This is a genomic window from Pseudomonas sp. NFACC32-1 (genome assembly GCF_900101215.1).
GTDB lineage: Bacteria > Pseudomonadota > Gammaproteobacteria > Pseudomonadales > Pseudomonadaceae > Aquipseudomonas.
In genome coordinates, this window is record NZ_FMUL01000023.1 from 68,695 (window position 1) to 80,593 (window position 11,899).

Annotated in this window: 10 protein-coding genes; 4 read left to right on the forward strand and 6 right to left on the reverse strand. The window is 61.9% G+C overall.

What is annotated here, in order from left to right; translation table 11 throughout:
* Positions 1 to 83: 83 nt before the first annotated feature.
* The 5 genes from BLP99_RS24980 to BLP99_RS25000 form a co-directional block, all read right to left on the reverse strand.
* On the reverse strand, positions 84 to 2,894 hold the full coding sequence (locus tag BLP99_RS24980; RefSeq protein WP_092182062.1) for an FAD-binding and (Fe-S)-binding domain-containing protein: 2,811 nt from the start codon (positions 2,892 to 2,894) through the stop codon (positions 84 to 86).
* Positions 2,891 to 3,562 carry a LutC/YkgG family protein gene (locus BLP99_RS24985; RefSeq protein ID WP_072388599.1) on the reverse strand — a complete coding sequence of 224 codons (672 nt, stop codon included), beginning with the start codon at positions 3,560 to 3,562 and terminating at the stop codon, positions 2,891 to 2,893. The genes BLP99_RS24980 and BLP99_RS24985 overlap by 4 nt, the downstream gene beginning before the upstream one ends.
* Positions 3,559 to 5,016, reverse strand: a complete 1,458-nt coding sequence (locus BLP99_RS24990; protein WP_072388597.1) for a LutB/LldF family L-lactate oxidation iron-sulfur protein — start codon at positions 5,014 to 5,016, stop codon at positions 3,559 to 3,561. The genes BLP99_RS24985 and BLP99_RS24990 overlap by 4 nt, the downstream gene beginning before the upstream one ends.
* The gene (locus BLP99_RS24995) at positions 5,013 to 5,837 is read right to left on the reverse strand and encodes a (Fe-S)-binding protein (RefSeq protein WP_072388595.1); all 825 of its coding nucleotides are present in this window, start codon (positions 5,835 to 5,837) and stop codon (positions 5,013 to 5,015) included. Before BLP99_RS24995 ends, BLP99_RS24990 begins: the two co-directional genes overlap by 4 nt.
* A gap of 150 nt (positions 5,838 to 5,987) precedes the next feature.
* Complete coding sequence (locus tag BLP99_RS25000; protein ID WP_072432028.1) at positions 5,988 to 7,679, reverse strand: lactate permease LctP family transporter; 1,692 nt, start codon at positions 7,677 to 7,679, stop codon at positions 5,988 to 5,990.
* 263 nt (positions 7,680 to 7,942) lie between these two features.
* On the opposite strand from BLP99_RS25000, the gene BLP99_RS25005 reads away from it, so the two are divergent.
* Positions 7,943 to 8,710 (forward strand): GntR family transcriptional regulator, encoded by a 768-nt coding sequence (locus tag BLP99_RS25005; RefSeq protein WP_072388591.1) that lies wholly within the window; start codon positions 7,943 to 7,945, stop codon positions 8,708 to 8,710.
* A gap of 112 nt (positions 8,711 to 8,822) precedes the next feature.
* Here the strand turns inward: BLP99_RS25005 and smpB are convergent, their stop codons facing one another.
* Positions 8,823 to 9,305, reverse strand: a complete 483-nt coding sequence (smpB, locus tag BLP99_RS25010) for an SsrA-binding protein SmpB (RefSeq protein ID WP_072388589.1) — start codon at positions 9,303 to 9,305, stop codon at positions 8,823 to 8,825.
* Between the two features lie 118 nt (positions 9,306 to 9,423).
* Here smpB and BLP99_RS25015 point away from each other — a divergent pair, with 118 nt between their 5' ends.
* Genes BLP99_RS25015 through BLP99_RS25025 form a run of 3 tightly spaced genes read left to right on the forward strand, consistent with a single transcriptional unit; the run spans position 9,424 to position 11,577 of the window.
* Positions 9,424 to 10,827, forward strand: a complete 1,404-nt coding sequence (locus BLP99_RS25015; RefSeq protein WP_072388587.1) for a sodium-dependent transporter — start codon at positions 9,424 to 9,426, stop codon at positions 10,825 to 10,827.
* Positions 10,828 to 10,834: 7 nt separating this feature from the next.
* Positions 10,835 to 11,278, forward strand: a complete 444-nt coding sequence (locus BLP99_RS25020) for a type II toxin-antitoxin system RatA family toxin (RefSeq protein ID WP_072388585.1) — start codon at positions 10,835 to 10,837, stop codon at positions 11,276 to 11,278.
* Positions 11,275 to 11,577 carry an RnfH family protein gene (locus BLP99_RS25025; protein ID WP_072388583.1) on the forward strand — a complete coding sequence of 101 codons (303 nt, stop codon included), beginning with the start codon at positions 11,275 to 11,277 and terminating at the stop codon, positions 11,575 to 11,577. Before BLP99_RS25020 ends, BLP99_RS25025 begins: the two co-directional genes overlap by 4 nt.
* The last annotated feature ends 322 nt before the right edge of the window (positions 11,578 to 11,899 follow it).

Genomic DNA, 11,899 nt, shown 5'->3' on the forward strand with positions numbered 1-11,899 from the left:
TCAGTACTACCAATTGAGGGAGGTCCCGCGTTTGCGGGACTTGATCAATGGACTGCGGGCGTTCGCCAGGGTTCTATTTTTCTTTACCTTGCCCTGGCCTGGGTGACTCGGTCCACCAGGTAGACCAGCCCGTGGTAGTCGATGGCGCCGTGTTGCGTAAGGCCGATTTCACAGGTGCGGCTGGTGGAAATTCCTTCGCTGCAGTGCTGCACGGCGTCCTTGAGGGTACGCAGTGAATGGGCGTTCAGTTCCGGGGTGGTGAAGCCTTTGTCGCCGGCAAAGCCACAGCAGTGGATACCTTCGGGGATCACCACGTTCTTGCTGCATTTGCGCGCCAGGTCGATCAGGGCCTGGCTTTCGCCCAGGTGTTGCGTGCTGCAGGTGACATGCACGGCGATCGGGGCTTCCTGTGGCGTGAACTCCAGGCGGTCCATCAGGTGGGTGCGGATGAAACGCACCGGGTCGTACAGGTCCAGGCGTACGTCGCCGAGGTCCTGGACCAGGCGCAGCGTGCAGGGGCTGGTGTCGCAATAGATCGGGTCGAGCCCACCACGGCTGGCATGCAGCAGGGCGCCGATCATTTCCTGGCGTTTGTCTTCGGCTTGCTCGGCATACCCTTTGGACGCGAATGGCTGGCCGCAGCACAGGTTGTCCACATTGTCCGGAAAGACGACTTGATAACCGGCCTTTTCCAGCAGCCGTTGAGTCTTTTCGTACAGGGACGTCTGTTCCTTGTCCCCTGCGGCCGGTCCCATGGCCCGAGATACGCACGCAGCCAGATACACCACTCTCGGGCGTTCGTCCGCCACAGCGGGGCTGAAGCGGATGGGGCGTTCCGGCTGCGGCATGGCGTTGGTCCATTGCGGAACCCGGCCCTTGGACAATCGGTTCAGCCCACCGGACAGACGGGTCAGGCGCGGCGCTCCCAGCAGCATGCGCGCGCCATTGGCGACGTGCAGCGTAAAGCGGGCACCTTGCAAGGCAGTGGCGAAATTACTCGCAAGCCAATCGGCGGTTTTCTTACGGGTTGCGGTACGTCCTCGCAGTTTTTTCACCAGTTCGCCGGTGTTGATGCCCACCGGACAACGTTGGGCGCACAGCCCGGTGGCGGCGCAGGTGTCGATGCCCTGGTATTGATAGGCCGTTTCCAGCGCCGAAGTGTCGATGCCGGAGCGTTTTTTCGCCTGGATGTCGCGCCATATCACGATGCGCTGGCGCGGGCTCAAGGTCAGGTCCTTGGACGGGCACACCGGCTCGCAGAAGCCGCATTCGATGCACTTGTCGACGATCTCGTCGGCGGCCGGCAGCGGCTTGAGGTGCTTGAGGTGGATCTGCGGGTCTTCGCTCAGGACCACGTCGGGGTTGAGGATGCCGTTGGGGTCGAGCAAACGCTTGAGGCGCCACATCAGCTGGTAGGCATCGCTGCCCCATTCCAGTTCGACGAACGGCGCCATGTTGCGTCCGGTACCGTGTTCGGCCTTCAGCGAGCCGCCGAACTCCACCGCCACCAGATGGGCCACGTCATCCATGAACGCCTGGTAGCGTGCGACTTCTTCCGGGTTGTTGAAGCCTTGGGTGAAGACAAAGTGCAGATTGCCTTCCAGTGCGTGTCCGAACAGGATCGCTTCGTCGTAGTGATGTTTGTCGAACAGTTCGATCAGGCGATTCACGCCCACGGCCAGTTGTTCCACCGGGAACGTGACGTCCTCGATGATCACTGTGGTGCCGGTTTTGCGCACCGCGCCCACGGCGGGGAAGGTGTCCTTGCGGATGGCCCAGAGCCGGGCGTTTTCCTTCGGGTCTTCGGTAAAGTCGATGCGTTTTTCCACCGGGAAACTGGCCAGGGAGGCCATGATCCGGGCGAGCTGTTCCTGTAGGAGGGATGACGAAGCCGCGCGGGATTCGATCAGCAGGGCACAGGCCTGGGGCGAAAGGTGTTGTACGAAATCGGGCATGCCGGGTTTGTCCTGCACTGAACGCAGGCTGCGACGATCCAGCAGTTCCACCGCCGATACGGGTTGGCTTTTCAGGACGGTGACCGCGTTGCAGCAGGTCTCCACATCCGGGAACACGATCAGCGCCGATGCCTTGTGCGGGTGGTCGACAACGGTGTTGTAGGTCACTGCGCTGATAAAGCCCAGGGTGCCTTCGGAGCCCACCAGCAGATGGCTCAGGATGTCCAGAGGATCGTCGAAATCCACCAGGGCGTTGAGTGACAGGCCGGTGGTATTTTTCAGACGATATTTATGGCGAATTCGGGCGGCCAGTTCTGTGTTGGTGCGGGTTTCGCGACCGAGGGTCGCCAACTGCTCCAGCAGGTCGCCATGGCTTGTGCGAAAGGCCGCCACGCTGCTGTCGTCTTCGGTATCGAGGCGAGTGCCATCGGCCAGTACCAGGCGGATGCCGGCCAGTGTGTGATAGGTGTTCTGGGCCGTGCCGCAGCACATGCCGCTGGCGTTGTTGGCGACGATGCCGCCGATCTTACAGGCGTTGATGGACGCCGGATCCGGGCCGATCTTGCGCCCGAACGGGGCCAGCCAGGCGTTGGCCTGGGCGCCGATCACGCCGGGCTGCAAGCGGATCTGGGAGCCTTGTTCGCGAATCTCGCGACCGTTCCAGTTGTCCCCCAGCACGATCAGCACCGAGTCGCTGATGGCTTGTCCGGACAGGCTGGTGCCGGCGGCACGGAAGGTGACGGGCACCTGGTCGCGCTGGGCCAGTTGCAACAGCGCCACCACTTCGTCTTCGCTCTCGACCCGCACCACGAGTTTGGGAATCAGCCGGTAGAAGCTGGCGTCGGTACCGAAGGCCAGCGTCGACAGCGGGTCGTCGAAACGTCGCTTGGGTGGGATCAGTTGGTGTACGTCACGCAGAAAGGGGGCCGGAAGGGTCATTGGTCCTCCAGAATCAGTACCACCAGATCCTTCGGGCCGTGGGCGCCGTAGGCCAGGACTTGTTCGATGTCGGCGGTTTTCGAGGGGCCCGACACCAGCAGGGCGTTGGTGGGCATGCCTTGGGCCCAGGCGAATTCCTGCTGCACTTCGTAGAAGTTGTCACGGATCTCGCTGGCCTTGAGCAGGGCGAAATGCACCGGTGGCACCAGGCTCATCAACCGGGGCTCTTCCCGCGTTGGCCAGAGAATCAGGCTGCCGGTGGCGGCGATGGCACCGAGGGTGCCGGTGAGGCTGGCAGGGGTGTCGTTGAACAGCTCGGCTTTCCATTCCTCCACCGGCCGGTCGTAGGCCTTGAGAGGTGGCAGGTCCGGATTGTTCGCCCAGAATTGCGTGATTCTTTGCCCGTGTGGTGTGCTCGGCGCAATGAGCAGGCTGGGCAACTGACGGTCGCGCAGTAGCTGCGCCAGCAACGCTGGCCAACCTTCGCCGCTGGTGAGGTGGATCTCGGTGTGCACAGCCTCCATCAGCTTACGCAGTTGAGGGATGCGTTCCTCAGGCGCATAGCGATAGGTCTGGGTCACCAGCTCGACATCGAAGTTGTCGGCAACCGGCGTGGTGCCGGTCAGGCTTTTGCGCAGCTTGGCGAGGATATTCTGCTTGGCGCTCATCGACGGTCTCCCTGCGGGTTCAGGTGTTCGCGGGCCAGGTCATGCAATGAGCGGGCGGCGGGTTTGGGGGCGCTGTGGTTCTGAGTCCATGGGCCGACGTTGCGGGGCGTCAGGGCGCGCAGGCGCGTGGCGAGGTAGGCGAACAGCCGGTACAGCCGCGGCGAGCTGTTGAGCCGGGCCCAGGCATTCCAGATGAACCGTTCCCTGGGCGAATATTTGCTGCCCTGGCCGCGCATCACCTGGTGGGGGCTGTCCGGTGCCTTGACGTTCTCTTCCCGCAGCCGGCGCAGCAAGGCCGGAATCGGGATCTTCACCGGGCACACTTCGCCACAGGCGCCGCACAGCGAGGAGGCGCTCGGGTGGTCCGGCACCTTGGCGAGGCCGACCATGTGGGGCGTGATGATTTTTCCGATAGGCCCTGGGTAAACCTCGCCATAGGCGTGGCCGCCGATTCGGGTATAGACCGGGCAATGGTTCATACAGGCGCCGCAGCGGATGCAGTTCAGGGTCTGGCGCAGTTCGCTGTCGGCAAAGGCCTGGCTGCGTCCGTTGTCCAGCAGCACCAGGTGGACTTCCTGGGGGCCGTCCAGCTCCTGGGCCTTGCGCGGGCCGGAGATCATGTTGACGTAGGTGGTGATGGGCTGGCCGAGGGCGGAGCGGGTCAGCAGCGACAGCAGCGGCACCACGTCCCGCAGGTTTTCCACCACTTTCTCGATGCCGGTCACGGCAATGTGCACCGGTGGCACGGTGGTGGACATCCGTCCATTCCCCTCGTTTTCCACCAGCAGCAGCGTACCGGTCTCGGCGACGGCGAAGTTGACGCCCGAGACGCCGATGTCGGCCTCGAAGAATTTCTGCCGCAAGACCCTGCGGCCGATCTGGATGAGCTGGTCGACGTCCTTGGTGTACTCCACGCCGAGTTTGTCGTGGAACAAGGACGCGACCTGACCGGCATTCTTGTGGATCGCCGGCATAATGATGTGTGAAGGCTTCTCGTGATCGAGTTGGACGATGAACTCGCCCATGTCCGATTCCAGGCATTCAATGCCTTGAGCCGCGAGGACATGGTTCATCTCCATCTCTTCGCTGACCATCGATTTGCCCTTGATCACTTGCCGCGCCTCGTGAGCGCGGATGATCGAAAGGACGATGCCATTGGCTTCGTCCACCGTTTCCGCCCAGTGTACTTTCACACCGTTGCGGGTCAGGTTGCTTTCAAGCTGCTCGAGCAGGTCGGGCAGCTTCGATAACGCACGGGCGCGGACCGCATTGCCCAGCACCCGCAGGTGTTCCCTTTCGTGGGCGTCGCTGAAGGACGTCGCCCGCTTGGTCATCAGTGAATCCATCGCACTGCGAAAGTTGTTTCGCAGTTGCGTGTCGTCCAGGGCCTTGTGGGCCCGGGCGCGAAAATCTTCCGACACCTCAACGGTGGGAATCAGCGTCGGCGTGCTCATGCCACACCTCCGGTACGCTGCCAGAGGAAGCTTGCCAAGTGTTGGCCGCGCAGCGCCTCCTGCTGTTTTTCCAACGCGCCGTTGATGTTCATCAGGCAACCGCAGTCGGCACTGACGACCTGATGCGCGCCGGATTCCTTCAGCGCCCGGGTCTTGTCGGCCACCATCGCTCCGGAAATATCCGGCATGCGAACGCTGAAGGTCCCACCAAAACCACAGCATTCACTTTCGTGGCTGTGTTCGACTCGTTCCACGTTGCACAACTGCGCCAACAATGCCCGGCCGTGCAGGTGGGTGTTCATTTCCCGTCGTGCCGAGCAGGACGTGTGCAACGCGACCTTCGTCGGCTGCCCGCTGTCCTTGAGCTGCACCTTGCAGACGAACAGCAGGAACTCCGCCAGCTCATAAGTCCGTGCGGCCAGGGCCTGGATCTGCCGGAGCGTGTCGGGCTCGTCCTTGAACAGATCGGCGTAGTGCTCGCGGATCATGCCGGCGCAGGATCCCGATGGCACCACTACCGGACAGTCTTCGGCAAACAGGGCCAGCTGCGCTCGCGCCACCGTCCGGGCCTGCTCGGTGTATCCCGAGGTGTAGGCCGGTTGCCCGCAACAGGTCTGCCCTTGCGGGTACTCCACCCGGATGCCTTCACGCTCCAGCAGGTGAATCGCGTCCATCCCGGCTTCGGGATAGAACAGGTCCACCACGCAGGTCCCGAAGAGGTAGACCCGTTGCGGTTTCTCGCTGGGGTACTGCCGGGGTTCGGGCAATGGCGGGGCGACACGGGTCGCGTTCGGCACGGCGTTGTAAAAAAGCTCGCTCATCAGGCGTGTCTCCGGGTGGTCCCGGTTATCCGTCCGCTGAGGCTGCTGAATATAGAGGGGATATCTTTCAGCAGCCTTGCAGACCCGGTTATCGATAGCAAACGCCGAATCGTGGTTCGGCGTCGGTTCTTTCAGTGTTGCCTGTCTTGATCAGTGCACCAGCATGCCGGTGAACCAGTAGGCCTGGGCCAAGGTGATCAAGCCGACGATCGTTGCAAAGAATAGGCTGTGTTTGAGGGTGAAACGGAACAGGTCCGACTCCTTGCCTACCAGCCCGGTTGCTGCGCAGGCCACTGCGATCGATTGCGGCGAGATCATCTTGCCGGTCACGCCGCCGCTGGTGTTGGCCGCCACCAACAGGGTGTCGTTGACGCCGATCTGGTGAGCGGTGGTGGCTTGCAACGAACTGAACAGCGCGTTGGAGGAAGTATCGGAACCGGTCAGGAACACGCCCAGCCAGCCCAGGAACGGCGAAAAGAACGGGAACGCCGCGCCGGTACCGGCCAGCACAAGGGCCATGGTGGAGGACATGCCCGAGTAGTTGGTGACGAAGGCGAACGCCAGCACCATGCCGATGGACAGGATCGGCCAGCGCAGCTCGAAGAACGTCTCTTTAAAAGTGGTCAGACCAGTTTTGAAATTGATTTTCAGCACCAGCATGGAGATGAGCGCCGAGAAGAAAATCGCGGTGCCGGTGGCGGAAATCGGATCGAGCTTGAACACGGCGGGAATGGCGGTGGGGGTGACCACGATGGGCGCGACCTTGACCACCATCTTGTCCAGGTGCGGGATGGCGAAGTTGAACACCCAGCCATACATCGAACCGCCTGCGGCGAACATCGCCTTGAACGGTTTCAGGGTCCAGATCGTGACCAGAACGGTGAGGATCAGGAAGGGCGACCAGGCCTTGATGATTTCGCCCAGACTGTAGGGGGAAGCGACTGTGCTGCGAGGCTGGCCGAAGCCGCCGACGCTGGCAACGGCCGCACCGACGCTGGTGCCGGCGATCTGGGCGCCTGCGGTGCGCTTGGGTTGCCAGACTTTCAGGAACAGCGTCAGGGAAATCAGGCTGGCCAGGGCCGAGGTGATGTCTGGCAGTTCCGGGCCGATGAAGTTGGAGGTGAAGTACTGGGTGATGGCGAAGCTCAAGCCCGCCACCAGCGCCGCCGGCCAGGTTTCCCGGACGCCGCGCAGGCCATCCATCATGAACACCAGCCAGAACGGCACGAACAGCGACAGCAATGGCAGTTGGCGACCGGTCATGGCGCCGATCTTGAAAGCATCGATCCCGGTGACCTGGCCGGCCACGATGATCGGGATGCCCAGCGCGCCGAACGCGACGGGCGCAGTGTTGGCGATCAGGCACAGGCCGGCGGCATACAGCGGGTTGAAGCCCAGGCCCACCAGCAAGGCGGCGGTGATGGCGACCGGTGCGCCGAAGCCGGCGGCACCTTCCAGGAATGCGCCGAAGCAGAAGCCGATCAGCAGCACTTGAAGGCGTTGGTCATCGGTGATCGACAGCACCGAGCTGCGGATGACCTCGAACTGGCCGCTCTTGACCGTCAGTTTGTAGAGGAACACGGCGGCGACGATGATCCAGGCGATCGGCCACAAGCCGTACGCGAAACCATAGCCGGCGGCCGCGAGCGCCATGTCCACTGGCATCTGGAAGGCAAGGATCGCTACGGCAATCGCCAGGGCCAGGGTGATGCTGCCGGCCACATGTCCCTTGAGGCGAAACACCGCCAGGGCCAGGAAGAAGAAAACGATGGGGATGACGGCCGCGAGAGCGGACAAGCCGAGACTGCCGAGCGGACTGTAGAGCTGTTGCCAGGTTTGCATGGTGGGTGGGCCCCTAATTGTTGTTGGTCAGGCACTGGTCAGCGGTTTTGGATAATTGGTAAGACCAATTTACAAGCGCTGTTGGCTAGGGTAAAAGCCTTGGTTGTCGTGTGTCAATTTGCCGCCCACAAAACTTTCGTCGAATAAGCGGTGCAGATCGCATCTGCTCCGCTCGGGCCGATGGCGTCTGGTGGGTGTGGTCGAGGCCCGGATAGGCCAGAATAGAGAGCCCGGCGAGCCGTCGGGACCGTGGAGAATCAGTTATGGGGTTTGATCAGATTCGTCAGCGCCGTTTGTCTGACGATATTGTCGAGCGGCTTGAAGGAATGATCCTTGAAGGCACGCTGAAAGCGGGCGAACGGCTGCCGGCCGAGCGGACCCTGGCCGATCAGTTCGGCGTATCACGCCCTTCGTTGCGCGAGGCGATCCAGAAACTGGTCGCCAAGGGACTGCTGGTCAGTCGCCAGGGCGGTGGCAATTATGTGGTGGAGTCGCTGGGTTCGACCTTCAGCGACCCTTTGTTGCTGCTGTTGGAAAGCAACCCCGAGGCGCAACGGGACCTGCTGGAGTTTCGTCACACCTTGGAGGCCTCCTGTGCCTATTACGCCGCGTTGCGGGCCACGGAGGTGGACCGCGAGCGGCTGACGGCGGCGTTCGGTGAGTTGCAGGATTGCTATGCTCGCCACGACGAAGTGAGTCGAGCGGAGGAGGGCGCGGCGGATGCGCGTTTCCACCTGGCAATCGCCGAGGCCAGTCATAACGCGGTGTTGCTGCACACCATCCGTGGACTGTTCGATCTGCTCAAGCGCAACGTGGTGACCAACATCGGCGGCATGTACAAGCAGCGCAGCGAAACCCGCGACATGCTGATCAGCCAGCATCGTGAGTTGTATCAGGCGATCATGGACGGGCACGCCGAGCAGGCGCGAGAAGTGTCCAGCCGACATATCCTGTATGTGCAGGAAGTGCTGGACGAAGTGCGTCAGGAAGCGCAGCGGGTGGCGCGGGCGGAACGGCGCAAGGGAATATAGCGATGAAACCTGTGGGAGCGAGCCTGCTCGCGAATGCGGTGTGTCAGTCAAGGCAATGTTTACTGATCCACTGCAGTTGCGAGCAGGCTCCACACATGCAATCTCGCGAAGGCTAGTCTTCCTTGCCCTTGTTGCGCACGGCGCGCTGCAGCTCGCGCCCGGCATCGCGCTCGCGCTCGGTGTCGCGCTTGTCGTATTCCTTCTTGCCCTTGCCCAGTGCGATCTCGCACTTGACCAGGTGCTTGCTCCAGTAGAACGACGTGCAGACACAGGCGTAACCCTTCTGCTGTACGGCAGCGAAGAGTTTTTCCAGCTCGCGCTTGTTGAGCAGCAATTTGCGGGTGCGCACCGGGTCGGCGATCACGTGGGTGCTGGCGGTGGTCAGCGGGGTGATATGACTGCCCAGCAGCCAGGCCTCGCCGTCCTTGAGCAGCACGTAGCTGTCGACCAGTTGCGCCTTGCCCGCGCGCAGGCTCTTTACTTCCCAACCGGCCAGGACCATGCCGGCCTCGAAACGTTGTTCGATGAAGTAGTCGTGTCGCGCCTTTTTATTTTGCGCGATGGTCCCTGTGGGGTGTTTCTTCTGTTTAGCCATAGGGGCGGCATTATAGGCAGTTGCGTGCGTGTCGGCTACGGTGAAGCAGCACGCTTGAGCACGTTGAGTGAATCCCGGACAATGCGGCCTCTTTTTTGAACGCTTGGGCGTGATAACGATGTCGACAGACAAGGTCTCTGTCCACGGCAGTTGGGCTAGCCGCTGGGTCTTCATACTCGCCGCCACCGGTTCGGCCGTGGGGTTGGGTAGTATCTGGAAATTCCCCTACATGGTCGGCGTCTACGGTGGCGGAGCCTTCGTACTGATGTTCCTGGCCTGCATCGCGCTCATCGGCGCGCCGGTGATGCTGGCCGAGACCCTCATCGGTCGTCGCGCCCGGCAGAGCCCGGCCAACGCCTTGAAGGTGTTGGCCGTGACGGCGGGGCACTCGGCCAAGTGGTCCTGGGGTGCCTTCGCCGGGATGATCACGGCGCTGCTGATCCTGTCGTTCTACAGTGTGGTGGGCGGCTGGTCGCTGGACTACATCATTAACATGGGGCGGGGTGACTTCCAGGGCTTGCCGCCCGATCAGGTGGGCGCCTACTTCGGCAATGTGATTGCCGACCCCTGGAGACTGACCCTCTGGCACACGATTTTCATGGTCCTCTCGGCGGTGGTGATCGCCCGGGGCGTGGTTGCGGGGCTGGAACGCAGCCTGCGGATCATGATGCCCTTGCTGTTCGTGATGATCCTGGTGCTGCTGGGGTACAGCATGACCACCGGGCACTTCATGGAAGGCCTGCACTTCATGTTCGATTTCTCTCCGGAGAAGGTCATGGACGGCTTGCTGCCAGCCATGGGGCATGCGTTTTTCTCTCTGAGCGTGGGGGTTGGCTCCATCATGATCTATGGCGCCTACATGCCCAAGAACGCCTCCCTTACCAGGACGGTGGTCGGGGTCGCGCTGCTGGACACCTTTGTCTCGTTGCTGGCCGGTGTGGCGTTGTTTCCGATCGTGTTCGCGGCGGGCCTGAACCCCAGCGAAGGGCCGGGACTGATGTTTGTCAGCCTGCCCTTTGCCTTCGGCAGCATGGCGTTCGGCCAGTTGATGGGGGTGGTGTTCTTTGTCCTGGTGGCCATCGCTGCCTGGAGCTCGGCTATTTCCCTGCTGGAACCGATGGTGGCTTACCTGGTTGAGCGGACCCGTCTCAGTCGTGCCTGGGTGACTTTCTGGCTGGCCTTCACCTGCTGGTTCGTTGGCCTGGGCACGGTGTTTTCCTTCAATATATGGAAGCAGGCCAAGTTTTTCGTGAACGAAGACGGGCTGTTCCGCCTCTATCAATGGGGAGCGACCGGAGGGCTGGATTTCTTCGGTGTGATTGATTTCTTCACCTCGCGGATCATGCTGCCACTGGGAGGCTTGTGTTTCGTAGTGTTTGCAGGGTGGATCATGGGGCGTGAAGCCGTACGCGATGAGTTGTCGCTGCGCAGCCCGGTGCTGTTCGCCGCGAGCCTGTTCCTGATGCGCTACGTGGCGCCCATCGGCATCCTCGTAGTGTTTGCCGCCCAGCTGTGGAAGTGACGCTTACATGACGACACATATTCAACGCTCGGCCTTGCTGCCCTACCCGGCGCAGGCGCTGTACGACCTGGTCAACGATGTGGCGAGCTATCCGCAGTTCTTGCCCTGGTGCTCATCGGCCGAGGTGCTTGAAAGCTCCGAAACCCACATGCGCGCCAGCCTCAATGTCGCCAAGGGCGGGCTGAGCCAGCATTTCGTCACGCGCAATACCCTGGTGCCGGGACAATCCATTGAAATGAACCTGGAAGAGGGGCCTTTCAATCAGCTCCATGGCATCTGGGTGTTCAAGCCGTTGGGTGACAAGGCCTGCAAGATCAGCCTGGATCTCTCGTTCGACTATGCGGGGCCGCTGGTGCGGGCCACGCTGGGGCCGTTGTTCAATCAGGCGGCCAACACCCTGGTCGATGCGTTCTGCCAGCGCGCCAAGCAGAACGCAGAGCTCAAGCGTTGATCGAGATAGAAGTGGTGTATGCCACCGCCGAGCGTCAGGTCCTGCGGGGCTTTGCCGTGCCGGAGGGGACCACGGTGCGCACCGCGCTGGAAACATCGGGCATGGCCCAGGCGTTTGCCGGACTGGACCTGGCGACCTGTCCGGTCGGTATCTTCGGCAAGGTGGTTGCCGATCCGGAACGCCAGGTGGTGCAGGCAGGCGATCGGCTCGAAATCTATCGACCATTGCTGGCAGATCCGAAAGAGATCCGCCGCTTGCGTGCGGCCAAGGCCGCCCAGGCGCGTCAGTCCAGTAAGTAGCCAGGGCTGTTCTACAGGCGATAAAATGTATGGTCAGCCCTTCTCCTGCAACCTCATGGGCTGTTTTCGGTAAAGCTGGCTTGCGCTAATGTATCCGGGCTCGTTGTGAGCGTTGCTGCAACAACGCTCGGCCCTCGATGAGTAGCCGCTCCCGACTGTCCTGAAAAAACCCTCAGCTTCTAAAGCTGATTTTATTGCCAGGTTCTCAGTCGGGCCGTTTGCCGTTTACTGTCATCAGTCAGTGACGTCGCAAAAGCCGGTGGTAACGCTGTGCATTCAAGCGTTCGGATGTGGGTCGTACTGGCCGCCTTTGGCCAGTACC